The sequence below is a fragment of the Ruegeria sp. AG6 genome, assembly GCF_056541565.1.
Genome location: NZ_JBQFYQ010000001.1, coordinates 982,150 through 1,007,370 on the forward strand (window position 1 = coordinate 982,150; position 25,221 = coordinate 1,007,370).

Genomic DNA, 25,221 nt, shown 5'->3' on the forward strand with positions numbered 1-25,221 from the left:
GTGGGAAAGCCCTAGCGGTTACGGGATCGCCAACCGCCGCGGCGTTCTGGGGCCTTTGCCGTCTGAAGGCCTTCGGTCAGAACCTGTGTCATCGGATGATCGGGGTTCTGCTCGGCATAGCCCGCGTGCAGCTCGGCCAGCGCCGTGTTCTGGTCGCGATCTGCGGGAAGGCTCAGCGCCCAGTCCAAAAAAATGCTGCGACACTCTGGCAGGGTGATGCCGTCGATTCGATAGGCTTCCCGGATCAGACCTTTGTGGTCGTTGGGATCACTGCTGCGCGCCATCTTCTTCCCCCTTGATCACGCCGCCGATCAGATCGGCCGCGGTCGTGTAACATTCCTGCAATGCCGCCTGCAAAGCCTCGACCTGTTCGAACCCGGTGGCGCGGCACAAAAATGCCGTACCGCCTTCGCCGATCTTGTCGGCTTCGATTGTCTTGCCCGACAGCAACCGCGCGGCGCATTGCACCGACCAAAATAGGTCATAGCAGTCTTTCAGAGATTGCGCCTGCGCGACATCCAGCAACCCGGCTGCGACGGCGCCATCCAGACCCGACGCGACATCGCGCTGCGCGGACCCCGCCAGCAAAGCACCGGTTTCCGCCATCAATTCGATATCCATCAGCCGGCCGGGGCCGTTCTTGGCGTCCCAGATGCCGGCGGGCGCCTTGGCCGCCGCCAGGCGCGACCGCATCTCGGCCACTTCGCGTAGAACCTTCCCCTGCTCTCGCGGGTGCGACAGAAACTCGGTGCGGAAGGCTTCGATTTCCTCGGCCAGTCCGGCATCCCCGGCAACAACATGCGCGCGTGTCAAGGCCAGATGCTCCCACACCCAGGCTTCGTTCCGCTGGTAATTGACAAAGCTGGCCCAACTGGTTGCGACCGGCCCCTGATTGCCCGAGGGACGCAATCGCATATCGACCTCATACAAGCGTCCCTGCGACATCGGAGCGGACAATGCCGTGATCAGGGCCTGCGTGAACCGCGCATAATACGTGCGCGTGGCCAAAGGGCGCGGACCGTCAGACATATCCTGATCCAAAGGATCGTAGATGACGATCATGTCCAGATCGGATTGCGAGTTGATCCGGCCTGCCCCCAGCGACCCCATCCCAAGCACGGCAGCGCCACGCCCCGGTGCAGCGCCGTGTTTGCGGGCGAAATTCTCGGTGACATGCGGCAGGATGGCCGCGATGACCGACTGCGCAAGATCGGCATATTGCCGACCTGCCTTTTTTCCGTCGATCAGGCCGCGCAGGTGATGCACGCCGACCCGGAAATGCCATTCCTTGCACCAGCGTCGGGCAAGATCAAGCTGGGTTTCATAATCCGTTTCTTCCGACAAAGCCTGCGTCAATTCCGCTTGCAACGCCTCTTGCCCGGGCCAATCCGCAAAGAAACTGCCCCCGATCACCGCATCGAACACCGACGCGTTGCGGGACAGGTGCGATGCCAGAGCATGCGAGGTTCCGACGATATCGATCAACAAGTCGATCAGTTGCGGATTCGCCTCGAACAGCGAAAACAGCTGCACCCCGGCGGGCAGGCCCGCCAGGAACCCGTCCAAAGCCATCAATGCTTCGTCGGGCTTGGCGGTTTTGGCCAGACGTGACAGCAATTCGGGGCGCAGACGTTCGAAAATCCGCGCGCCGCGCTGGGACCTGAGGGCCGGATATGTCGTCCATCGGGCCAGAACGTTCTTGTCGAACTCCACATCCTGTACATGGGCGGGCGCCGCACCAGGTCCGGGGGCAAAGAACCCTTCGGTCAGCTCATGCACTTCGGTCAGGCGGTTTTTCAGGTCCTGCGTCAACTCGGCGCTGCTGATCCCCATCAGGCAGGCGACGCGTTCGATCCCGTCGGGTGAGTTCGGCACCTTGTGGGTCTGCGCATCATGAATCATCTGGATGCGATGTTCGACTTCGCGGTGCGCGCGGTAATGATCTGTCAGCTTGTCCGCCACATCCTGTGGCACCCAGCCTTTTGCCGCCAGCGCCGCCAACCCGGGAACCGTGCCTCGCACCCGCAGGTCAGCGTCCCGCCCACCCGCGATCAACTGGCGGGTTTGCGTGAAAAACTCGATCTCGCGGATACCGCCCTGCCCCAGTTTCATGTCGTGACCGGGGATCGACAAAGACCCGCCCGTCCCTTTGTTTTCCCGGATGCGCAGGCGCATGTCATGGGCGTCCTGAATGGCGGCAAAGTCCAGATGGCGGCGCCAGACAAAGGGGCGCAAGCCGTCAAGGAAACGCTGCCCCGCATCCAGATCCCCGGCGCAGGGGCGCGCCTTGATGTAGGCCGCGCGCTCCCACGTACGACCGAGGCTTTCGTAATACCGCTCGGCGGCCTCCATCGCCATGCAAACCGGTGTCACGGCCGGATCGGGGCGCAGCCTCAGATCCGTTCGGAACACATAGCCATCCGCCGTCTTCTCGCTCAACGTCGCACAGAAGTTGCGCGTGGCCCGAACCATGCCCTGCCGGGCCTCGTAAAAGTCATCGGGGTCAAAGCGCGTTTCATCAAACAGGACGATCAGATCGATATCCGAGCTGTAGTTCAGCTCATGCGCGCCCATCTTTCCCATCGCCAGTATGACCAGGCCGGCTGCGGTTTCGACATCATCCTCGGTCATGCCCGGCAGCTTCTTACGCCGGATCAATGTTGCGATCTCGGCCTTGGCGGCAACATCTGCGGCCAGCGCACCGAAATCGGTCAGGGCCGCCGTGACCTTCTCCAATGGCCACGCACCTGCAATATCGGCCAACGCCGTAAGCAGAGCCATTCGCCGCTTGGCCTGCCGCAATCCGGGTTTCAACTGATCCGGCGGCAGATCACGCGCAGCAGACATGACGTCAGCCAATACCTGATCCGGGTGCATCAGAGCCTCGGGCAGCCAGCCCTTCTCTTGTTCGATCAGACTTTTCAGATAGGGACTGGAACCGGCGGTGCCCGCCACCAATTCCGCCATCCCGGCCGGCAAATCAGGCATCAGGGCCCGCGCTTCGGCCCCCAAGGATGGATCGAAAGCGCGCGGAAGTCGTGAAATGGCTAAAACGTCTGTCATGGGCGCAAACTGCGCATCGCATCGCGTGATCGTCAATGGGGCATTCTGATCAGGTGTTCTGAACCGGCGTGTCCTGACTGAAACTGTTGACCCAAACGTCGTCTCTGCGTTCCCATAACGACGAAATCAGCATCGCCTCGCGCGTTGTCGCACCCGGGCGCAGGTAATCGGCCTTGTAAGACAGCAAGACGATATCCGGTGTCAGAACACGCAGTCTTTCGCCGCTCAGTTCGAACTCGGCCATCGTCGGTGCGTCTGCAAATTGACCGACATGATCGTCACGATTGGCAAATCCCGTCGGATAGACCCCAAGAAAATCCGCGCTCAGCAACGCCCGGTCCGCGCTTGCGTTGCCCTCGACCAGCGCCATCCAGACCTGCTTTTCCAAATTCAGAATTTCATCCAGCGCAGGTGCCGTTTTGTGTTCTGTCAAATCCATTTCCGCAACCTGCGGCTGATTGCGCTCACCGTCAACCGAATTGCTGAATGTAAATCTTTTTTACATTACCCCCTTGCAACCCCCGCCCACGACCCCATCTAATCAATGTGAAAAGAGTTTACATCAACCCTGGAGAGCTCAAATGACCGCATTGTCCGACCCCGCCGTCCCCGCGAATCCGGGATGGCTTTATCGAATCGAGGCCTGGCTGGATGACAAAGGCAAAGGGGCCTGGATTGCCGCCATGGTCCTTGGTTTCATCTTCTTCTGGCCGGTTGGCCTGGCCCTTCTGGCTTACATGATCTGGAGCAAACGCATGTTCAGCAAATCCTGCAGCCGCCGCAAATCCTGGCACAGCCACATGAGCGCGATGAAACCATCCGGCAACAGCGCATTTGACGCCTACAAGGCAGATACACTGGCCCGCCTTGAACGCGAACAGCAGGACTTCGAGGCGTTCCTGCGCCGCCTTCGCGATGCCAAGGACAAGGCCGAATTCGACGAGTTCATGGATGAACGCGCCCGCGAGAACCATGAAGACGACGAAAATGCCAAGCCGGCCTGATTGACCTTGCCCTGTCCCGGCAATCCGGGACAGGGTACCCTGACCCATTTTTTCGGACCTGACGAATGAACCACCTGCCTGACCCGGATACCCAACCTGATTTCTACCGCTCGGTGACAAGCAAACGCTTTGTCGCTTGGTTGTTTGATATCGCCTTCATCTCGCTGCTCTGCACGGTGGCGATCCTGTTGAGCGCAGGCCTCGGTCTGTTTTTTCTGGCAGTGATCTATGCCGTGATCAGCTTTGTCTATCGCGTAGTAACCATCACCAACGGCTCGGCCACACTGGGCATGCGGTTCATGGGAATCGAATTGCGCGACGCATTCGGAGAACGAATGGATATGGGCAAGGCCATCGCCCACACTGCCGGCTATTTCGTCAGCATGGCGTTTGCGGTGATCCAGATCATCTCGGTGATCATGATGTTGACCAGCGCCCGCGGCCAGGGTCTGACCGACAGTTTTCTGGGCACGGTCATGATCAATCGACGGGCCTGACACGCGGTTGCGCGAAACACTTGGCGGCCTCGGGAACGGTTGCTATCATCCCTCCCGAGGCTATCTGGGAACTTCATGCGACACACGCTGCCAATTGCGCCACAATTCTATGTCACGGCCCCGCAACCCTGCCCCTATCTCGATGGCAGGATGGAGCGTAAGCTGTTCACCGCGCTTCAGGGCGAAGGTGCGGAACAGTTGAACAATTCCCTGTCGCAGCAGGGGTTTCGCCGGTCGCAGAATGTGCTCTACCGCCCTTCCTGCACAGATTGCGCAGCCTGCCTGTCCGCCCGGATCGACGTCTCGGCTTTCCGCCGGACAAAAAGCCAGAAACGCGCTGTGAAACGCAATGGATATCTGCAACGCCGCGCCACATCGCCATGGGCCACGGACGAGCAGTATGAGCTGTTCCGCCGCTATCTTGACACCCGGCACGCCGATGGCGGCATGGCCGACATGGACGTGTTCGAATTTGCGGCAATGATCGAAGAAACCCCGATTCGAAGCCGAGTGGTGGAGTATGCAGATCCTGAGACCGGCGACCTGATCGCTGTCAGCCTGACCGACGTGCTCGATGATGGGCTGAGCATGGTCTACTCTTTCTACGATCCGAACCAGCCTCAGAATTCTCTGGGCACCTATATGATCCTGGACCATATCGAGATCGCGCGCGAAGCTGGCCTGCCCTATATCTACCTGGGCTATTGGGTCCCCGGCAGCCCCAAGATGGGTTACAAGGCAAAATTCTCCGGGCTTGAAGCCTATGTTCAGGGCGAATGGCAAAAGATCACAGATCCTGATACCTTCTGCGCTTCCTCACGGCACCCCCTGTCCACCGCTCCGATTGCCGAGCAAGTGGCCAATATCCAGCTTCCCGACCGCCACCCCACCAAGGGCTGACCATCCGATGAAACAGAAGCTGCACGCCGTCACCCTCGTGGTGCCGGATTACGATGACGCACTTGCGTTTTATACGGAAAGACTTGGCTTCCAGCTCTTGAAGGACATCGATCTCGGAGGCGGAAAACGCTGGGTCCTGATCACACCGCCGGGTTCAGACGGCGGCGCCCTTCTTCTGGCCAAAGCCGACGGGCCCGAACAACGCGCCGCCATCGGCAACCAGACCGGCGGCCGTGTGGGTTTTTTCCTTCAAACCGATGATTTCCAACGCGACTACACACAGATGCGTGCCAATGGGGTCCATTTCGAAGAAACCCCCCGCGTCGAAACCTATGGCACAGTCGCTGTCTGGTGCGATCCTTATGACAACCGCTGGGATCTGATCCAATTCACCTGATCCGCTTCTTCATCTGGCCGAAAATATCCCGGGGATGAATTGGCAGCAGGGCAAGAAGGGGCTGGCCCCTTCTCAGCAACAAACAAGAAAAAGGGGGCCTTCGGGCCCCCTTTTGCATTTTGATGATCCGGATCAGTTCGGGATCAGGTCCGGTACGATCGTGACAATCGCCGGGAAGAACCACAGAATTGCGATCCCTACCACCTGGATCAGAACAAACGGAATGATCCCGCGATAGATATGGCCCGTCGTCACTTCCTTCGGCGCAACCCCTCGCAAGTAGAACAACGCGAACCCGAACGGGGGTGTCAGGAAGGATGTTTGCAGGTTCACCGCCACCATGATCGTCACCCATTTCGGGTCGAACGAACCGCCATAGATCACCGGCCCAACGATCGGGATCACGATGTAGATGATCTCGAGGAAATCCAGCACGAAGCCCAGTATGAACAAAACCAGCATCACGATCAGGAAGACCGTGAACTCGTTGTCAAAACTCTTCAGGAATTGCTGGATATAGTGCTCCCCTCCGAACGAGATCACCACCAGGTTCAGCAATTGGGATCCGATCAGGATGGTAAACACCATCGAGGTCACCTTGGCCGTCTCGCGCACCACCGGGGTCAGAACTCCGCTGGAGTACAGCACCCAGCACCCGAACAGCAGCCCGAACAAGGCGTACAGATAGGCCGCATACGCGATGATGAAGGCGATCCAGGTCTCCAACGTCACATTGCCCTGATTGACCCGCAGGTCAAAGTTCACCCCCATCAGCAAGGCGATGATCACGGCAAAGGTCGACCAGATGATCACCTTGCCCGATCGCCCCTGATCCTGCAGCTTGCGATAGGCCGCCAGCATGATCGCGCCACCCGCACCCAGCGCCGCCGCCGGAGTCGGGTTGGTCACTCCCCCCAGGATCGACCCCAGAACAGCGATGATCAGAACCAGTGGCGGGAAGACCACGCGGATCAGGTCATTGGTCGCACATCGCGCTGCGGCTTCCTTGCAACCATACATGGCCAGCGCAAATGGCAACGCGAGCAACAGGAACGTCGCCCCCGAAGATGTCGTGGGCGAAATCAGCAAGATATCGACCAACACCATAAGAAGCAGACCAATCGCACCAACGATAAGCGGCTGTGGCGTACGCGAGGGGGCGATGCCACGACCCAGAACCAGAGTAAGGCCCAACAGCACGACGGTGATCGCGACACCCGTTCCAATTGGTGCGGCTGATGCAATCATTTCCTGTTGTGCGGCGGCCAGTTCTTCTTCTGTCAAGCGCTGAGACTCAGCTGCACCGCCAGCGGCGTCAATGGCGTCCTGCTCGGCGACGGCCTGATCCCAGGCGGCCTGACCATGAAGATCGATCATCGATACCTTGCATTCTTCCGACACGTTGGTTCGCAACGATGCGCCCTGTCCGATGTCCGAGAAAGCCGAGACCGAAATGTTCTGGCTGCCGATCAGGCCGACATTGCCCAGCAACACGGTGCCGACAATCAGCGCAACCGGTGCCCCCAGCAGCCAAGTCAGACCTTCGGACCGGGTGATCGGCTCACCCGACCCGCCTGACAGCGCCACGGCAGGTGCCTTATGGGGATTCAGCAATGCATAACCAAACGCATACAACGCATAAAGCAGCGCCAGAAGGATCCCCGGCAAAAGCGCCGCCTGGAACAAGGTTCCGACCGATACAACCGCCGGCTCTCCCAAATAGGTCAGCGCATCGGTGCAGCCGGCCTCGACAGCGCGTGTCTCTTGCGCCGTGGAATACAGATCGCCCGCCAATGTGCCAAGCAGAACGATCACGATCGAGGGCGGAATAATCTGCCCCAGCGTACCCGAGGCCGCGATCACACCCGTTGCGAGTTCCGGCGAATAATTGTTCCGCAACATGGTTGGCAGCGCCAGCAGGCCCATGGTCACCACGGTCGCGCCAACGATGCCGGTAGAGGCCGCAAGAAATGCCCCCACAACCACGATGGACACGGCCAGACCACCCGGCAGCGGTCCAAAGACGCGCGCCATCGTCGTCAGCAGGTCGTTCGCGATTTTTGAACGCTCCAGCGTGATACCCATCAGAACGAACATCAGCACTGCCAGCAATGTCTCGATGGACTGACCGGCCAAAACACGTTCGTTCATGCGATTGACGATGAACGACACGTTGCGGTCCAGCGCGGTTTCCCAACCTTGCACAAAAACCGGCTCGGCGATCCTCGGTAACTCCGGGTATCGGAACACGGAAATGACATCCGCTTTGACCCCGGAATTCACCAGATCCCGATAAGCTTGTGAGCCTGTGTCGATTGCCTGGTGGACCAACAGCCCTGCGCTGTCCAGCGCGGCAATGATCCCGAAGGAAATCACCCCGGCGCCACCGATGGCAAAGGCCACCGGGAAGCCGGAAAGGATGCCCCCAAAGAGGCAGAAGAATACGATAATGAGGCCTATCTCGACGCCATCAAGTCCGAATAGCATTGTCTTGGTCTCCGTCCTTAATGCGCGCCTTCATAGGCTTCTTCGCCCTCACCAAGGCTGTCCTTGTCGAGGTATTTTCCAGTGCTTTCCGGTCCTTCCACATACTCAAGATACGAGCGGTACAGGAATGCGATTGCGTGCAAGAACACCATCGCGGCAAAAGCCACCAGCAAGATCTTGAACAGGAAGTATCCGTTGAACCCGTTTGGGCTGAACCCGATGGTTTCCACGTTCCAGCGCAGGGCGCGGGACTTGGCCACCAGCCGGTCCAGCGTGTCACTGGCCGAAGGCTTCGGCACGATCAGGTGCCGCCACATGAAGTACCAGCCATACATCCAGGTCAGCACCGCCATGGGCATCATGAACAAAACCGCACCGCACATATCAACCACCCGTTTGGCACGGTGGCTGATGCCTGCATAAATGAGGTCAACGCGCACATGCCCACCCTGCACGAATGTGTAGGTACAGCACAGGCAGACAACCATCGCATTATACAGCTTCAGTTCTTCCGCGAACCAACTGATATCCATCTGGAACGGGATACCCAAACCAAAAGACATATCGGGTCTGGTAAATACCCGCTGCATGAAAACGATCACGATCTGCTGGATCACCATCAAAAGGCCCGCCCAGGCAAAGAAACGCCCGGTGGTATTGGCGAACCCCTCAAGGCCCCGCACGATGGCCCACATGAAGTTCCGGTAGTACAGCCCGATGGCCGTCAGAACCAGAAAGAACGTGAAAACCACAAAGAAGAACTCGACCGAACCGCCGTAATAGACAAAGCGCATGATCGACGCCTTGTCGGACCAGTCCAGCCAGAGTTGCGGATGCGTGATGGCGTATCCGAAATTATAGAAGGCTTCGGCAATGTTCTGAATGAACCAGACCAGTCCATTCCACAGGGCGCCGAAGAACGAGATACCGTTTTCGTCCTGCATGTTGTCCCCAGGTCGTCTCAGTTGTGCATGGGATTATTGTTGCTTGCCCAAACCCCTTAGCGCAACGGGAAAGGCTCCCCCGCGCCGCGGGGGAACCGGTTTTTCTTGGATCAGAATGGCTTAGCCGCGAACACGGTCGCGCTGAGCGGTGTAAACACCCGATGACAGGTTGTTCCAAGCAGACGATGCTGCCATCGACGTCATCGCGCTGTCGTGGATCTTCTTGAACAGCTCATCGCCCATGTTCTCGTCCAGAACTTCCTGGCTGGCCTGACCAAACGCGTCCCAGACACTGTCCGGGAATTCCAGGACCTTGACGCCACCCGCCTGAAGACGCTGCAGCGCAGCGCCGTTGTTGGCCAGGAACTGTGCCAGGTTCCACTGGTGCGCTTCGGCGGCTGCGATCTCGATGATCTTCTGCTGTGCCGGGGTCAGTTCATTGAACACGTCGCGGTTGGTTGCCAGCGACAGACCTGCGCCCGGCTCGTGGAAGCCCGCAGTGTAGTAGGTCTTGGTGATTTCCTGGAAGCCGGCCTTTTCGTCGGCCCATGGACCGATCCACTCGGTACCGTCGATCGCGCCGGACGACAGCGCCTGATACACTTCCGAGCCCGGAATGTTCTGTACGGATGCGCCCAGTTTACCCAGTGCCTTGCCGCCCAGACCCGGCATACGGAACTTCAGACCGTTGAAGTCTTCGGGGCTGTTGATCTCTTTCGAGTACCAGCCACCTGCCTGCGCACCGGTGTTGCCGGCCAGGAAGGACTTCAGGCCAAAGATTTCGCCCAGCTCGTCATGCAGCTCCATACCGCCGTCATGATAGTACCAGTTCACCAGTTCCTGCGCCGTCATGCCGAAAGGAACGGCCGTGAAGAACGCATAACCCGGGTGCTGACCCACAAAGTAATAGTCAGCGGCATGGTACATGTCGGCCTGACCCGACGACACCGCGTCAAATACTTCGAAGGCGCCAACCAGCTCGCCCGCTGCCTTGATTTCAACATTCAGGCTGCCATCCGACATGGCGTTGATGCTGTCGGCACAACGCTGCGCGCTGTCAAACACGCCCGCCAGACCACGACCCCACGAGGTCACCATGGTCAGAGTACGCTGTCCCTGCGCATAAGCCGGTGCTGCCAGAGCAGTTGCAGCAGCAGCCGAACCGCCCAGCGCGGATTTTTTCAGAAATGAACGACGATCCATATGAGTGTTCCTCCCCTTCATAGTCACGGCCCGGCAGAACCGGACCTGTCGCATTCAGTGCGCGTCAGCCTAATGTGACCGAACTGAAAGGGAATACCTACTACTGCGTAGAGAATCGGATTCTTTGCGATTTCCGGCAAGAAATCAGACCGCAAATCACGTCTTCCCCGACGATAATCACTGTATTCCCCGAACAAAGCCCAATCTTTTTGCATTTTCGCCGCCGCTTGCGTATCGATTCGTCCATGCAAAGACTCCGACATCTGGTCTCGCTGACCTATGCGCAGAAATTGTCACTGGTTGCGGCAATCCCGCTGGTCGTGGCCGTGGCGGCAATTGCCGTGCTTGTGGCATACGAGGCCCGCGCGACCGCCGAGCGTGAGATCGAAGCGCTGGAACGCAGCCTGGTCGAAGCCAAGAAGGAAGAGTTGCGCAACTACGTGACACAGGCGCGCAACGGGTTCGCCTATATCTACGGCCGGGCCGAGCCTGATGACGAGGTCGCGAAAAACCTCGTGTCCCAAATCCTGTCGGCAATGATCTATGGCCAGGATGGGTTCTTCTTTGTCTACGATTATGACGGCAACAACCTGGTCAGCCCCCGCCAGACGCAGTTCATCAACCGAAACTGGGAAGGGTTGACGGACAGCGACGGCACTCCGATCGTTGACGAGTTTATCCGCCTCGCCCGCCAGGGGGCTGGTTGGCACAGCTTCATGTGGCAAAAGCCCTCTACCGGAGAGGAAGCACAGATGATCGCCTATGTCGTCGGGCTTCAGGACTGGCGCTGGGTCGTGGGAACCGGGGTCTTCATCGACGACATCGTTGCAACGGTCGCCAACGCCAGGGCCGAGGTCGAGGCCCGCGTTCAGCGCACCTTCATGTATATCGGCGCGATCGTTGTGGCGGCGGTGCTCATTGTCTTTGCATCTGGCATGTTGCTGAACATCCGCGAGCGCAGACTTGCGGACGCCAAGCTGAAGGAACTGACCCAGCGCGTCTTCGATGCCCAGGAAGAGGAACGAGGCCGCGTTGCCCGCGAACTGCATGACGGCATCAGCCAGATACTGGTCGGTGTACGCTATGCGCTGGACAACGCGCGGCGCCGCCTGTCCCGCGGCGATGACGCGGGCGCACGCGATCCGCTGGACAAAGGGATTGACCATCTTGGCACCGCCATCACCGAGGTCCGCCGCATCAGTCGCGACCTGCGCCCCGGCGTGCTGGACGATCTGGGTCTTGGGCCAGCGCTGAAAGCTCTGACCGACGATTTCCGGGACCGCACCGGGATCGAGACGGAATTCTCGACCGTGGTGTTCCGCAACCGGCTGGATCAGGACAGCAAGATTGCCCTGTATCGCATCGCGCAAGAGGCGCTGACCAATATCGAGCGCCACTCTGGAGCCACGCATGTTACGATAGACCTGCGCGGGCACAAGAAAGGTGCAACCATGCGGATCACGGACAATGGCCGGGGCATGCGGACCGATCCCAGCACCCCCAGCACCGGGATCGGGTTGCGCAACATGCAAGAACGCATCGAACAGCTTGACGGGTCCCTGCGCATTCTGTCATCACGCGGACCGCGTGGCGGCACTGTCATCGAAGTCAGTCTGCCGCTGAGCCACCTTCTGCCGCCGCAGGAAGACGCAACTCCGAACCGAAAGGCCGGCACATGAGCGCCGAAAGCATCCGAGTTCTTATCGTCGACGACCATCCAATGGTGGCCGAGGGCATCCAGTCCATCCTCGAAAGCTATGATGAGATCCAAGTTGTCGGTACGCTTGGCAGCGGACAGGCGGCAGTGGATCAGGCTGTTGACCTTGCCCCGGATGTGATCCTGATGGATCTGAACATGCCCGGCCTCGGCGGTCTCAGCGCCACGGAAATCATCCTGGAACGATTGCCGGAAACGCGCATCCTGATCCTGTCGATGCATGACAGCCCGGAATATATCTCGACCGCGCTCAGCCACGGTGCCAAGGGTTACGTGCTCAAGGACGTTCCCACTGAAGAGATCAAGCAGGCCATTGATGCGGTGATGCGGGGTGAACGGTATCTGTGCACCGGCGCCAGCGGATCGCTTAAGCCCAAGGGCGACAACGTGCGCGAAGCGCTGACCGGACGTGAACAGACCATTCTGCTTGAACTGGCGCAGGGCAAGTCCAACAAGGAAGTTGCGCAAACGCTGGATATTTCCGTGCGGACGGTCGAAACGCACCGAAAGAATATAAAGCGCAAACTCGGCATATCCTCAACCGCCGGGCTGACACGCTACGCTTTGGAACATGGCGTGTTGCAAGGGACTGGTGTCGGTTTCTGATCTGCACGCGCCCGCAGCGCGCAGCGCTGCCCGGCCCAACCAGAGGATACACGCCGCAGGCGTGTTGACGATGGGCGGGAGCGGTACCAGCCGGGTCAAAGACCTTCTCCGAAAAAAACCAGTGTCCCGTCTTCGTCCAGAACGTGGAATTCACGCTGATTATAGGGCTGATTGAACGGCGGCCTGACACGGCCTTCGGGCAGATCGGCCAATCGGTCACGCAGGCTGTCATAAAGCCCATCAATATCTTCAACATCGATATAGAAGGAGTGTTCATCACCCAATGGCTTGCCGTCATCCCGCGGCGGGCACTCCAAAAGGCGGATCGCAACAGGACCACGTTTCAAAAAGGCATAATTGTCTTGCGTGAACCCACAGGTGAACCCAAGGCGATCACAATAGAAGTCGATCTGGTCCTTCAGGGACGAGCACAACACAAATGGTGTAAGCTGCAAAATCCTGGGCATCTGACTCTCCGGACAGGAAACAGATGCATTGTACCGAGGTTGACCACTCAATCCAGCAATTGATCCTTTCGCAGCCCCGCGCGCTTGTAGTGATGCGGCAAAACGCGGCCATACAATTGCTGCGTCCGTTCCACACCGCCACACATGCCTTCAGCCTCGACAAAGGAAAATATGCCGACATAACGACGGCACATGCCGCTGACCGGAGCAACCCGGTGCAGTGAATACCGGCCCTTGAAAATCTGCAAATCCCCCGGCTGCAGTTCCAGCCGGCGAACCCGCCCCATGTTCCCATCGAGAACCGAGGCTACCAGATCAAAGTTCTCATTTTCCGCCGTCCGCAGATTGGGCGCGTACTCGAACGCGCCGCCCGTCTCTCCGTTCTGGATGGCCAGCGTCACGGTGTAGTTGTTGGTGTCGAAATGCCAGGGAAAGCCCTGCCCTTCTTCCACGACATTGATGATCACGTCCGCCAATGGGTCATCGTAGCGAAAAAAGCGGTCTTCGGGTTCATTCAGGGCATCGCGGACAAAGGGAAGAAAGCCGTCGAACTCGTAAATGCGCCGCAGCGGGCCGGATTTCGAAAGATTGTCGGCCGGAACAAAGGCGTTCGAACGATCATAGAACCGGCGGATCGGATGGGCGATGCCAAGCCTTGGGTCGTCCTTCGTGAAATAGGCGTTGGTTCTGTTGAAGGACCGGTGCGCCTTGGGCGCCACCCCCTCGGCTTCTTGCACCAGAAGCTTGACCCCTGCCTCGTGCACGAAACCCGGCAGAACAGCACATCCATCCTGTTCCAACTCGCGTCTCAAATCCTCGATCAGCTGATCATAAGCCGGTGAATCCGGACGATCGATTGGATAGCGGCCAAGATCAACCAGGTCCTGCAACATTTCAAGCCTCCGGGTTTTGCCCCCTGCACGTTCAGCGTGGCGCAGAAAAAAGTAATGATCATGCCCGTTTCGGACATCGGCCTGACGCTTTCAGACCGCCTTATCCGCACACAAAACGGCCAGTTTTCACGTCTAATTCCCGGAAATTCCCGACATGCGGCAATCTGCGCAATAAAATGTCGCAAAATACAGCCGTTGAGATAGAAAATTGGTGCAATTGTCTGTTGACGCCCCTTCCCCCCGACCATAATGTCGCCCCCAAGCAAAAAGGAGCCTCTGGCGATGAGAACGCTAGTCGTAATCGTAGGAACCACGCGCATGGGCCGGTAACGGTAAACCATAATCGAACCCATGCGCCTCCGAAAAATCGGGGGCTTTTTTTTGTCGAACGCAAGACACATGTCGCGAACGGAGCAAAGCAGATGACACGTGAGATGACCGGCGCAAAGATGGTGGTTCAGGCCCTCAAGGATCAGGGCGTGGACACGGTATTCGGATACCCCGGTGGCGCCGTGCTACCGATCTATGATGAGATCTTTCTGCAAAACGACATTCGCCACATTCTGGTGCGTCACGAACAGGGCGCGATCCACGCGGCCGAAGGTTATGCCCGATCGACGGGAAAACCGGGCGTTGCGCTTGTCACGTCCGGCCCCGGTGCCACCAATGCAGTCACCGGTCTGACCGATGCGTTGCTGGATTCGATCCCCATCGTTGTTCTGACCGGGCAAGTCCCGACCTTCATGATCGGATCGGATGCCTTTCAAGAGGCCGACACCGTTGGTATCACCCGCCCCTGCACCAAACATAACTGGCTGGTAAAGGACACGAATTCGCTGGCCGAAACGTTGCACGAGGCTTTCCATGTGGCCAAGTCGGGCCGTCCCGGACCGGTACTGATCGACATTCCCAAGGATGTTCAGTTTGCCACGGGTGAATACAACAGTCCGAAACCTTCGACCTCGCACTACCAGCCTGTGCTGAAAGGCGATTTGGAGGAAATCAACGAGCTTGTTGCAGCCATTGAAAAAGCCAAGAAGCCGGTTTTCTATACGGGTGGTGGCGTCATCAACTCTGGCCCCGCAGCCAGCCAGTTGCTGCGCGAACTGGTGGATTCCACCGGCTTTCCGATCACATCTACCCTGATGGGTCTGGGTGCCTATCCGGCATCGGGCGAAAACTGGTTGGGTATGCTGGGGATGCACGGCCTTTACGAGGCGAACCTTGCGATGCATGGCTGTGACCTGATGATCAACATCGGTGCACGGTTCGACGACCGGATCACGGGGCGCATCGACGCGTTCTCTCCAAAGTCGAAGAAAGCCCATATCGACATTGATCCGTCTTCGATCAACAAGGTCATCCGCGTTGACATCCCGATTGTCGGCGACGTGGCGCATGTACTGGAAGACATTCTGAAGGTGTGGAAGTCACGCGGGCGCAAGACGGATGCGGCAGCCGTCAAGAAATGGCAGGCGCAGATCGCCGAATGGCGCAAGATCAACTGCCTGGCCTTCACCAACAGCGAAAAGTCGATCAAACCGCAATACGCTCTGCAACGGCTTGAAGAACTGACGAAAAAGCATGATCGCTACATCACCACCGAGGTGGGTCAGCATCAGATGTGGGCGGCGCAGTACCTTGGGTTCGAAGACCCCAACCGCTGGATGACATCGGGCGGGTTGGGCACGATGGGCTATGGCTTCCCCGCCTCCATCGGTGTGCAGATGGCACATCCGGACGCGCTGGTGATCAACGTCGCCGGTGAAGCATCATGGCTGATGAACATGCAGGAAATGGGCACCGCCGTTCAGTACCGCCTGCCGGTCAAGCAGTTCATCCTGAACAACGAACGCCTTGGCATGGTCCGCCAGTGGCAGGAACTGCTGCATGGCGAGCGGTATTCGCACAGCTGGTCCGAAGCCCTGCCCGATTTCGTGAAACTCGCCGAGGCGTTCGGCGCCAAAGGTATCCTGTGTTCCGACCCCGCCGATCTGGACGACGCGATCATGGAAATGATCAACTATGACGGTCCGGTGATCTTTGACTGTCTGGTGGAAAAGCACGAAAACTGCTTCCCCATGATCCCGTCGGGCAAAGCCCATAACGAGATGCTGTTGGGCGAGGCGGAAACGCAGGGCGTGATCGACAGCAAAGGCTCGGTTCTGGTTTAACAAAATTCGACGGATTTGGTTGAGCGCCGCGCTGCGCTCAACCTGTCAAGGATGATGAAAGGGACATAAATGTCTGCCCTACATATCAAAAAAGGCGCTACCCGCCATTCGGCCTACAACCTACGACCTACCTTCTCGGACGTGCAGGAACGCCATACCATTGCCGTGCTGGTCGAGAACGAGCCCGGTGTCCTGGCCCGTGTGATCGGACTGTTCTCGGGGCGCGGCTATAACATCGAAAGCCTTACCGTGGCCGAGGTAGATCACACAGGACACCTGAGCCGCATCACCATTGTCACCACAGGCACACCGCAGGTGATCGAACAGATCAAGGCGCAGCTGGGCCGGATCGTGACTGTCCATGACGTGCATGACCTGACGGTCGAAGGTCCTTCGGTTGAACGCGAACTGGCCATTATCAAAGTCGTCGGCGAAGGCGACAAGCGGGTCGAAGCCCTGCGTCTGGCCGATATCTTCCGCGCCAATGTGGTTGACAGCACCCTGAACTCTTTCATCTTCGAAATCACCGGTGCGCCCGACAAGATCGACGCTTTTGCTGACCTGATGCGCCCGCTGGGCCTGATGGAAATCGCGCGTACCGGCGTGGCGGCCCTGCTGCGCGGCGATTGACCGACCTGTCCCGCCTTGGCACTTGTCTTGCAGCCAAGGCGGGAACACTTTTTAAGGTGGCCGGCGATTTGCAATTCAACTCTGGCGATCTGAATGCGCTAAAATTGCCATAGGGTCGGCTTTTCCGGAAAAAGATCAGGCATTTTCCGATAAAGCCTATTGCCTTTACACATGAGAACGTTAGCCTTGTCGCCGCAACGCGACGTGGGGATACGTTGCTTGGGGTCATTCTGTACGATTTTTGAATATGCACCGGGCTTCGGCGTCGGTGCGTTGTCGGTTTCTTCCGGAAACTTAGCAAGACGTGGACACCCATGACTGACGATATTCGTAGTCCAGCCGAGATTCGCGCAATGTTTGGTGCGAACCTTCGGCAATTGGCAAAGCGATATCGCTCGGTCTCGGCGCTGTGCCGCCAACTTGGCGTAAACCGTACCCAGTTCAACAGATATCTTTCCGGTGAAAGCGTTCCCAGACCGGATGTGCTGGACCGTATATGCCGGTTCTTCGATGTGGATGCCCGCATTCTTCTGAAACCGCTGGACGAGATCGAAAAGATCGAAGAACACCCCGCAACTCCGGCCCTGACAGAGTTTTTGGGTTCTGGTGCGGATGCGATCGAGAAATCCCCGTTTTCACCCGGGTTCTACGCGGTAATCGAAAGCCTTTCGGCTGAACACCGGATGACCCTGCTGCACGCCCGACCCTTGGCCCAATGTACGTTGATCCGTGGCTACGTGTCGCGCGCGGCAATGCCCGAGGCAACACCGAAAGCGCGGGAAATACAGGGGATAGCAGCCTCAAGCGGTGACACTGTCTATATGCTGACCTCCCAGCGGGAAGGTCAGAACAGCCGGGTCTATCTGATCTCTCCGGACCCTACGGGAACGGCAGTTCATTGGCGTGGGTCGGTCATCAGCCCGACAAATGCGACAACGCCCGAACCCGTTGTGCTGAAATACCTTGGGCACGACTCGACGGCCATTTTTGCTGCTGCGCGCTTGTCGACGAACAACGTGGCTCAGAACCTGTAACCTTCCGTCTCAGGTTGGTGTTTCCTCTTCATCGTTCTGCGTGATCTGCCGGTAAAGATGCCAACTGGCATGTCCCAGCAACGGCAGAACCACCAGCAACCCCAGAAACCAGGGCACCATCGCCAGAAATGTCAGCACCGCGATGAAGGCACCCCAGGCCAGCATCACCGGAAAGTTCTCTGACACGTAGGTAAAGCTGGTGATCATGGCCGTTACAAAATCCAGCTCGCGGTCCAGCAGCAGAGGGATCGACAGAACGGTGATCATGTACAGAACGGTTGCAAAAACCGCCCCGACGGCCGTGCCGACGGCCAGCATTGTCAGGCCATTCAATGTCAGAAACACCTCAAGCGAGGTCGACACGTTGGTCATCGTCGCCAACCCCATGAACAGGGCAAAGATCATGTGCCCCAGAAAAAACCAGAAAAGAAACACGACAACTATGATCGCGCAGATCGAGGGCAATTGTCTGCGGCTTTGCTGCATCACGACCCCGAAGATCGCGCCAAAATCGAGCGGCTCTCCTTGTTCCAGCCTGTGCGATACCTCGTACAGACCAACAGCGGCGAACGGACCGATCAGCGGAAACCCGATGGCCGCCAGCACCAGCCAGAAGGTTGTTCCGGTTTGAATTGTCACCCACGCCATCGCCCACCCGGAAAGTACGTAAAACCCCGCAAAAATCAGGCCGAACAGCGGTGCGCGGCGAAAGTCGGCCCAGGCGCGCTGCAATGCAGTACGCAGCATGGCGGTATCGACCGGTCGCATATCCGGAACACCAAAGGGTTTTTCCATGTTGTCTTCCTCCTCCCTGACCGGCGTTATGGCATCGCCGGCCTCTTGTTTGGCCAATTGGTTTCGGCGTGGTAAGCCGCTCCGACTGACAACAGTTTCCGGTCCGATCCTTTGGGCCCGAACAATTGAAACCCCATCGGCAGCCCCTGCGTGCCAAACCCCGCGGGCGCAGCAAGGCATGGCAGGCCGATCAGGCTGACCGGTATCGTGACATGCATCCATCGGTGATAGGTATCCATGGCCCGGCCCGCGATCTCTGTCGGGTAAGACAAATCAACCGAAAACGGCCAGATCTGAGCAGACGGCAGAACCAACGCGTCAAACTGTTCGAACAGCTTCGCTGCGCAGCGGAACCATTCCGAGCGGATGACACTGGCGTGGTGCACCTCCATTGCACTCAGTGCCAGACCCCGATCCAGTTCCCATTGTGCCGTGTCTTTCAAGTCTTCCTTTTGCGATGCCAAGGGTTCCAGCCCGGCGGCCACGCTGAACGACCGCAAGGTGATCCAGCTGGTCCAGAGTTTTTCGGCATCGAAAGGCGGGGCGATGTCCTCAACCCGCGCGCCACGCGTTTCGAACACGCCCATCGCGTCTTTGCAGATGTCAAGAATACCGGGATCGGTCGGAAAAGCGCCGCCCCAGTCGCCAAGCCACCCGATCCGCAGCCCTTGCAGCTCTGCGGCGGTCACTGGCGACACCGGCGCACTTTCAACGGCCAGCGGCAAGCGCGGGTCCGGACCCGAGATGACATCAAGCAGAACACCCAGATCTTCGGGGCAGCGCGCCATGGGGCCCAGTGTCGACAACTGGTGCAAAAAGCTGTCCCCCACGGGATCGGAAGGCACCCTGCCCCAGCTTGGTCGAAAGCCATAAACGTTGTTCCAGGCGGCAGGGTTGCGCAAGCTGCCCATCATGTCCGAGCCATCGGCCAGCGCGACCGTGCCCGTCGCCAAGGCAACCGCCGCCCCGCCGGATGAGCCACCGCAGGTGCGATTGGCATCATAAGGGTTGCGCGTTGCGCCATAGACCGGATTGAACGTGTGCGATCCCAGCCCAAATTCCGGCGTATTGGTCTTTCCGATCAGGATGGCACCGGCTTGCCGCATCCGCGCGGCGATCAGATCGTCGCTGGCTGGCACGTGGTCTTGAAAAACAGGTGATCCTTGCGACGAGACGACACCCGCCACGTTCACAAGATCCTTGACTGCGATTGGAAGACCGTGCAGCGGGCCGGTGATCGGGCCGTCGTCACAGGCCTTCGCCTCGGCCATCAAACCATCTGAATCCCTTAATGCGACGATGGCATTCACATCACCATTGACCTTGGCGATGCGATCCAGCGTGGCCTGCATTACGTCCGAGGCTGAAACCTGCCGGTTGGCCAACTGTTTCAAAAGGTCTGTAGCCGATATCCGGGTCAGGTCCATGACGCGCCAATCCATTGTCGTTTCCGGCAGCCTAGCGGGCAGTTCAGATCATTTAAACCCACTGTTTAAATGTATCTTTTCAGCGTCGTCCCAGACGGTAATGTCAGCGCGCTGATCTGCGAAAATGCAGGTTGCTGTCAGCCCCAAGCCAGTAGCGCAGGCAAAGAACGATCACGATGCAGCTGAGCACCAGCCAGATCCCGCCCCACAACATGGCAGAGCCACCGAATTCCTCGGCCAGCATGAATGCATCCGACCGCGCGCCGGACCGTCGGATCGTGTCATCGAAGATGTCGAAAGGGACATAGATCATGCTGGTCAATCCGATCACGCGCAGCACCAGATCGCTTACATCCGGGCGCAGATACCACGCCGCAGCAATCATCGCAGCCCCGGTTCCGATGCTGAAAACAAGGGCGAACGGGTCGCGGATATACAGCACCGCCACCAGACACATGACGCCGCCAAAATCCGCCAGAACGGCGCGGTCGGCCCGTGTTCGCAAGGCAAGGATCAAAAGGGCCATGCCCAGCGCGAGGGAACCAAGATACCCGGCAGACAGGCTGAGAAAGCGATTGCCGCCCCGGCCGACGACAACGCCGCCCTGTTGTGGTGAGATCGAAAAGCTCTCGACCGAGCCGCCCGTCATCAAGATCGTCACCGCATGAGACAACTCATGCAGAAAGACGACCAGTATCTTCAGTGGAACCGCAACCGGTGTTTTCCAAAGCAGAAACACCAGGGCCGTGATGAGGATAAGCTGCCAATGCCCTTTCAGAACGTTCAGGAAAGGGCTGTTACGCTTCACCTCAGCTGTCGCCCTGGGCCTCGGAGCGGCTCTTGCCCGCCACGTTCAGGGCCAGTGTGGCCGCCATGAAGCCGTCCAGATCGCCGTCCAGAACACCCTTGGTATCCGAGGTCTCGTAATTTGTCCGCAGGTCTTTGACCATCTGGTAGGGCTGCAAAACATATGACCGTATCTGGTTGCCCCAGCCCGCATCACCCTTGGCTTCGTGTGCCGCGTTGATGTCGGCGTTTCGGCGGTCCAGTTCCTGCTGGTACAGGCGCGATTTCAGGGCTTTCATGGCAATATCGCGGTTCTGGTGCTGCGACTTTTCCGAGCTGGTTACAACAATCCCGGTCGGGATGTGCGTGATCCGAACAGCCGAGTCCGTGGTGTTCACGTGCTGACCACCGGCACCCGATGACCGGTAGGTGTCGATGCGGATATCGGCGGGGTTCACCTCGATCTCGATATTGTCGTCGACCACGGGATAGACCCAGACCGAACAGAACGAGGTGTGCCGCTTGGCCGCCGAGTCAAAAGGCGAAATCCGCACCAGCCGGTGCACGCCGCTTTCGGATTTCAGCCAGCCATAAGCGTTGTGCCCCGAAATCTTGTACGCAGCGGATTTGATCCCTGCCTCTTCGCCCGGGGTTTCGGACTGAAGCTCGACCGTATAGCCTTTTTTTTCGGCCCAGCGCACATACATCCGCGCCAACATCGACGCCCAGTCACAGCTTTCGGTTCCGCCCGCGCCCGAATTGATTTCGAGGAAAGTGTCGTTGCTGTCGGCCTCACCGTCCAGCAACGCCTCAAGCTCTTTCTTCGCGGCCTTGGTTTTTAGCGTCTTGATCGCGGCTTCGGCATCCTGAACGACTTCTTGGTCTTCCTCCATCTCGCCCAGCTCAATCAGTTCGATATTGTCGCTGAGATCGGTTTTGATTGACTCGTAGGTTTCGATCGCGTCGACTAGCATCTGCCGTTCGCGCATCAGTTTCTGTGCCTTTTCGGGATTGTCCCACAGGTTGGGATCTTCGACACGCGCATTGAATTCCTCAAGGCGATGCGGCGCGGTCTCATAGTCCATGCGCTGCGCCAGCAGCTCCAGCGACTTTTCGATTTCCGCCACAGTGTTCTGGGTTTCGGCGCGCATGGTCTTGTCCCAACTTGCTCAATCAGGCCTGCGTGATAGCAAGAGGTGCGAGACACCACAAGACGGGCTGGGCGTGAATGCAAGGCACATTCAAAGAGTTTCCGGACCGATGGGAATTGCATCAGCCGGAACTGGTTGCCGAGACAGCTCACGCCGGTGCCCCTGCACGGGGATCTTCACCCGGACAACATTATTCTAACCCACAATGGCCCGCGGGTTTTCGATGCCAAAGGATATGCAGGTGATCCGGCCTTTGAGCTGGCAAATGCACTGCGGCACCCAAAAGGCATGACCGATTTGGTGCGCAATCCCCGGCAGATCGAAACCTGCCTGTCGCTCTATTCCGAAGCCATGAAGGTTTCAGAAAAACGGCTGGCCCAATGGGCAGCCGCCAAATGCGCCTTGTCCATCTGCTGGCGATCCGGCGGTGCCATCGAAAACGACCCGGAAGCCGTCCTTTTGCGCCTTTTTCTGGACGCGACCGATCAGTAAAGACCGCCGGTACTCAGATCGCCTTGCGTAGCCTTGGGGCCGACCGTGATGGTTTGACCGGTGGAGGTTTGAACCTGCACACCTGCGCGCTGCGCTTCCTCGAACAAGGGCAGGTCGGAACCAATCGCAAAACCACCATCATAAACACGGTCGATGAACCCATCGACACCGTCGCGGAAGAATTCGGCCACGACATAGTCACCGGTGGCGTCATCCGGCAGGCGGGCGCCGCTGAAACGGTCGATTTTGATAAAGTGACCACCTTCTGGAACCTTGAATGGCCCGCCGCCATACTTTTCGACGGCTTTTTCCATGAAGCTTTGGAACACCGGGCCGCACAAGGTACCACCATAAGCCCCCCGCCCCATCGGGCGCGGTCGATCATAGCCGATGTAGCAACCCGCCACGATGTTCGACGTAAAGCCGATGAACCACGCATCCTTGGATTCGTTGGTGGTTCCGGTCTTGCCTGCTGTTGGCACAGGCAGATTCACAACTCTGGATGCCGTCCCGCGGTCGACCACACCCTTCATCATCGATGTCAGCTGATAGGCGGTGATCGCATCCATGACCTGCGCGCGGTCTGTGACAAGGGTCGGCGATTCATCCGGTTCCAGCCAGGTCGAGTTACAGTCCAGACACTGACGGTCATCGTGGCGATAGATGGTCTTGCCGAACCGGTCCTGAATGCGGTCGACCAGAGTCGGCTCCACACGCTGGCCGCCGTTGGCGAACATCGCATATGCCGCGACCATCTTGTAGAGCGTGGTTTCCTCGGCGCCCAGCGAGTTGGCCAAAAACGCGCCCATCCGGTCATAGACACCGAACCGCTCCGCATAGCCGGCAACGACGGGCATTGTAACTTCCTGCGCCAGACGGATGGTCATCAGGTTCCGCGACTGCTCGATCCCGGTGCGCAAAGGCGTCGGCCCGTAGAACTTGTTCGACGAGTTCTTGGGCCGCCACAAGCCCTGTGGCGTGTTCACCTCGATCGGTGCGTCCACAACGATAGTTGCGGGGCTGTATCCGCTGTCCAGCGCAGCGGCATAGACAAAGGGTTTGAAGCTGGATCCCGGCTGGCGCTGTGCCTGCGTGGCGCGGTTGAAAACGGTGTCCTGATAAGAAAACCCGCCCTGCATCGCCAGAACGCGGCCCGAGTTCACATCCATCGCCACAAAGGCGCCCTGAACTTCGGGCACCTGACGGGCAGACCACTGCCCCTCTTCGCCCTCGACAACAAGGATCACATCACCGCGTTTGAAGTTCGCCGCAAAATCACCCTGCATCCACTTGATATCGGACCGCGGAATGGTGCCATTCGCAGGGCCGTCTTCGATCCCGACGGTAAGTTGCTGATCCGAGACATTCAGAACCACGGCGGGATACCAGCGGGTCGGCAGCACCACATCACGCGGAATTTCCAGAAGCGACAGCGCCTGTCGCCACTGCGCCTCATCCGCCAGTTTTTCTTCCGGGATCACTTCGCCTGTGCCACGCCATTTCCCGCGCGACCGGTCATATTTTTGCAACGCCGTGCGCAGGGCCTTTGCGGCCTCGACCTGCATTTCCTCGTCCACCGACGCACGAACCGTGAAGCCGCCGGTAAAGAACTCACCTTCACCAAAGTCCTCGCTCAGTTGACGTCGGATTTCATCGGTGAAGTAGTCTCGCGGCGGCAATGCGGTGCGGAAGCTTTCGAAATCGCCGTTCTGAACCGAGCGCAGCGGCATCTCGACCTCGGACTCATAGGTCGCCTGATCGATGTAACCGTTCTGGTACATCTCGCGCAGCACATAGTTTCGGCGGGCCAGCAGGCGTTCCTTTTCCCGGACCGGGTGGTAATCCGACGGCGCCTTGGGCATCGCGGCCAGCATCGCGGCCTCGTGCGGGGCAAGTTCCTGCAAGGTCTTGTTGAAATAGGTCTGTGCGGCGGCCGTCACACCGTACGAGTTCTGACCCAGAAAGATCTCGTTCAGGTAGAGCTCAAGGATCTGCTCCTTGTCCAGGGTATCCTCGAGCCGTGTGGCGAGGATGATTTCCTTGATCTTGCGTTCTGCCCGGCGGTCGCCCGACAACAGGAAGTTCTTCATTACCTGCTGCGTAATGGTCGATGCACCCCGCACGGTCCCGCCTTTGGTGCGCACCGCTTCGACACCTGCCGCGACAATGCCGCGTGGGTCGTACCCCTGATGGGTATAGAAATTCTTGTCTTCCGCCGAAATAAACGCCTGTTTCACCAGATCGGGAATTTCCGAGGACGGCGTGAACAGGCGGCGTTCCTGCGCGAATTCGTCGATCAACTGGCCTTCGCCCGAATAGATCCGGCTGATCGTCGGGGGCTTGTACTGGGCCAGGGATTCGTGGCTGGGCAGGTCCCGGCCATACATCCAGAACACCGCACCGATCACCAGTGCGACCATGAAAATACCCAAGGTAACGATACTGAAGATCGCCCCGAAAAACGAAAGAATGAACCGGATCACGTTACTGCCTTTTTCTCGCGGTGGTGCCTATATAGTGTTGCACCGCCCAAGGGTCAAAACACCAAGCGTAT

The 25,221-nt window shown here is 58.6% G+C and carries 23 protein-coding genes; 10 read left to right on the forward strand and 13 right to left on the reverse strand.

The genetic code is table 11. The features are described 5' to 3' along the window. Positions 1-11: 11 nt before the first annotated feature. The 3 genes from ACR0I0_RS04910 to ACR0I0_RS04920 are packed head-to-tail and all read right to left on the reverse strand — an operon-like array spanning position 12 to position 3,502. Positions 12-284, reverse strand: a complete 273-nt coding sequence (locus ACR0I0_RS04910; protein WP_171631831.1) for a hypothetical protein — start codon at positions 282-284, stop codon at positions 12-14. Next, positions 268-3,063 carry a bifunctional [glutamine synthetase] adenylyltransferase/[glutamine synthetase]-adenylyl-L-tyrosine phosphorylase gene (locus ACR0I0_RS04915; RefSeq protein ID WP_480490406.1) on the reverse strand — a complete coding sequence of 932 codons (2,796 nt, stop codon included), beginning with the start codon at positions 3,061-3,063 and terminating at the stop codon, positions 268-270. The genes ACR0I0_RS04910 and ACR0I0_RS04915 overlap by 17 nt, the downstream gene beginning before the upstream one ends. A 49-nt stretch (positions 3,064-3,112) precedes the next feature. Beyond that, the gene (locus ACR0I0_RS04920; RefSeq protein ID WP_171631827.1) at positions 3,113-3,502 is read right to left on the reverse strand and encodes a nuclear transport factor 2 family protein; all 390 of its coding nucleotides are present in this window, start codon (positions 3,500-3,502) and stop codon (positions 3,113-3,115) included. A 142-nt stretch (positions 3,503-3,644) separates the two neighbouring features. On the opposite strand from ACR0I0_RS04920, the gene ACR0I0_RS04925 reads away from it, so the two are divergent. The 4 genes from ACR0I0_RS04925 to ACR0I0_RS04940 all read left to right on the forward strand — a co-directional run bounded on the left by ACR0I0_RS04925 (position 3,645) and on the right by ACR0I0_RS04940 (position 5,861). After that, positions 3,645-4,067 carry a DUF2852 domain-containing protein gene (locus ACR0I0_RS04925; protein ID WP_171631824.1) on the forward strand — a complete coding sequence of 141 codons (423 nt, stop codon included), beginning with the start codon at positions 3,645-3,647 and terminating at the stop codon, positions 4,065-4,067. 65 nt (positions 4,068-4,132) lie between these two features. Then, positions 4,133-4,564: an RDD family protein gene (locus ACR0I0_RS04930; RefSeq protein WP_171631821.1), complete on the forward strand. Its 432-nt coding sequence runs from the start codon at positions 4,133-4,135 to the stop codon at positions 4,562-4,564. Positions 4,565-4,639: 75 nt separating this feature from the next. After that, positions 4,640-5,464 carry an arginyltransferase gene (locus tag ACR0I0_RS04935; protein ID WP_480490408.1) on the forward strand — a complete coding sequence of 275 codons (825 nt, stop codon included), beginning with the start codon at positions 4,640-4,642 and terminating at the stop codon, positions 5,462-5,464. Positions 5,465-5,471: 7 nt separating this feature from the next. Next, on the forward strand, positions 5,472-5,861 hold the full coding sequence (locus ACR0I0_RS04940) for a VOC family protein (protein ID WP_480490409.1): 390 nt from the start codon (positions 5,472-5,474) through the stop codon (positions 5,859-5,861). A 132-nt stretch (positions 5,862-5,993) separates the two neighbouring features. On the opposite strand, the gene ACR0I0_RS04945 is transcribed toward ACR0I0_RS04940, so the two are convergent. From ACR0I0_RS04945 to ACR0I0_RS04955, 3 genes are all read right to left on the reverse strand, one after another. Next, positions 5,994-8,348 carry a TRAP transporter large permease gene (locus ACR0I0_RS04945; RefSeq protein ID WP_171631811.1) on the reverse strand — a complete coding sequence of 785 codons (2,355 nt, stop codon included), beginning with the start codon at positions 8,346-8,348 and terminating at the stop codon, positions 5,994-5,996. A 17-nt stretch (positions 8,349-8,365) separates the two neighbouring features. After that, positions 8,366-9,292, reverse strand: a complete 927-nt coding sequence (locus tag ACR0I0_RS04950) for a TRAP transporter small permease subunit (protein WP_171228130.1) — start codon at positions 9,290-9,292, stop codon at positions 8,366-8,368. A 120-nt stretch (positions 9,293-9,412) separates the two neighbouring features. Continuing rightward, positions 9,413-10,495, reverse strand: a complete 1,083-nt coding sequence (locus tag ACR0I0_RS04955; protein ID WP_117868673.1) for a TRAP transporter substrate-binding protein — start codon at positions 10,493-10,495, stop codon at positions 9,413-9,415. Positions 10,496-10,740: 245 nt separating this feature from the next. Here ACR0I0_RS04955 and ACR0I0_RS04960 point away from each other — a divergent pair, with 245 nt between their 5' ends. After that, on the forward strand, positions 10,741-12,174 hold the full coding sequence (locus ACR0I0_RS04960) for a cache domain-containing protein (protein ID WP_152458267.1): 1,434 nt from the start codon (positions 10,741-10,743) through the stop codon (positions 12,172-12,174). After that, entirely contained in the window at positions 12,171-12,818 is a 648-nt protein-coding gene (locus tag ACR0I0_RS04965) for a response regulator transcription factor (RefSeq protein ID WP_171631808.1), read from the forward strand. Before ACR0I0_RS04960 ends, ACR0I0_RS04965 begins: the two co-directional genes overlap by 4 nt. Positions 12,819-12,913: 95 nt before the next feature. Here ACR0I0_RS04965 and ACR0I0_RS04970 read toward each other — a convergent pair whose 3' ends face one another. Together ACR0I0_RS04970 and ACR0I0_RS04975 are read right to left on the reverse strand one after the other, a co-directional pair. After that, positions 12,914-13,285: a bleomycin resistance protein gene (locus tag ACR0I0_RS04970; RefSeq protein ID WP_480490411.1), complete on the reverse strand. Its 372-nt coding sequence runs from the start codon at positions 13,283-13,285 to the stop codon at positions 12,914-12,916. Between the two features lie 47 nt (positions 13,286-13,332). Beyond that, entirely contained in the window at positions 13,333-14,178 is an 846-nt protein-coding gene (locus ACR0I0_RS04975) for a HalD/BesD family halogenase (RefSeq protein WP_171723088.1), read from the reverse strand. Positions 14,179-14,600: 422 nt separating this feature from the next. Here ACR0I0_RS04975 and ACR0I0_RS04980 point away from each other — a divergent pair, with 422 nt between their 5' ends. The 3 genes from ACR0I0_RS04980 (at position 14,601) to ACR0I0_RS04990 (ending at position 18,016) form a co-directional block, all read left to right on the forward strand. Further along, a complete protein-coding gene (locus ACR0I0_RS04980; RefSeq protein WP_171631802.1) occupies positions 14,601-16,352 on the forward strand; it encodes an acetolactate synthase 3 large subunit in 1,752 nt (583 codons plus the stop codon). Between the two features lie 69 nt (positions 16,353-16,421). Then, positions 16,422-16,982: an acetolactate synthase small subunit gene (gene ilvN, locus ACR0I0_RS04985; RefSeq protein ID WP_171631799.1), complete on the forward strand. Its 561-nt coding sequence runs from the start codon at positions 16,422-16,424 to the stop codon at positions 16,980-16,982. A 314-nt stretch (positions 16,983-17,296) separates the two neighbouring features. Further along, positions 17,297-18,016, forward strand: coding sequence for a helix-turn-helix domain-containing protein (locus ACR0I0_RS04990; protein ID WP_171631791.1), 720 nt, complete (start codon positions 17,297-17,299; stop codon positions 18,014-18,016). Between the two features lie 9 nt (positions 18,017-18,025). Here the strand turns inward: ACR0I0_RS04990 and ACR0I0_RS04995 are convergent, their stop codons facing one another. The 4 genes from ACR0I0_RS04995 to prfB all read right to left on the reverse strand — a co-directional run bounded on the left by ACR0I0_RS04995 (position 18,026) and on the right by prfB (position 22,175). Next, positions 18,026-18,811 (reverse strand): DUF2189 domain-containing protein, encoded by a 786-nt coding sequence (locus ACR0I0_RS04995; RefSeq protein WP_171723087.1) that lies wholly within the window; start codon positions 18,809-18,811, stop codon positions 18,026-18,028. A 26-nt stretch (positions 18,812-18,837) separates the two neighbouring features. Further along, the gene (locus ACR0I0_RS05000; RefSeq protein ID WP_480490761.1) at positions 18,838-20,238 is read right to left on the reverse strand and encodes an amidase; all 1,401 of its coding nucleotides are present in this window, start codon (positions 20,236-20,238) and stop codon (positions 18,838-18,840) included. Positions 20,239-20,341: 103 nt separating this feature from the next. After that, positions 20,342-21,046 (reverse strand): M50 family metallopeptidase, encoded by a 705-nt coding sequence (locus tag ACR0I0_RS05005; RefSeq protein ID WP_480490414.1) that lies wholly within the window; start codon positions 21,044-21,046, stop codon positions 20,342-20,344. Position 21,047: 1 nt separating this feature from the next. After that, a complete protein-coding gene (prfB, locus tag ACR0I0_RS05010; protein ID WP_171631785.1) occupies positions 21,048-22,175 on the reverse strand; it encodes a peptide chain release factor 2 in 1,128 nt (375 codons plus the stop codon). Between the two features lie 45 nt (positions 22,176-22,220). On the opposite strand from prfB, the gene ACR0I0_RS05015 reads away from it, so the two are divergent. Further along, positions 22,221-22,667: an aminoglycoside phosphotransferase family protein gene (locus tag ACR0I0_RS05015; RefSeq protein WP_480490416.1), complete on the forward strand. Its 447-nt coding sequence runs from the start codon at positions 22,221-22,223 to the stop codon at positions 22,665-22,667. Here the strand turns inward: ACR0I0_RS05015 and ACR0I0_RS05020 are convergent. Next, complete coding sequence (locus ACR0I0_RS05020) at positions 22,661-25,150, reverse strand: penicillin-binding protein 1A (RefSeq protein WP_171631779.1); 2,490 nt, start codon at positions 25,148-25,150, stop codon at positions 22,661-22,663. The genes ACR0I0_RS05015 and ACR0I0_RS05020 overlap by 7 nt on opposite strands. Between the last annotated feature and the right edge of the window lie 71 nt (positions 25,151-25,221).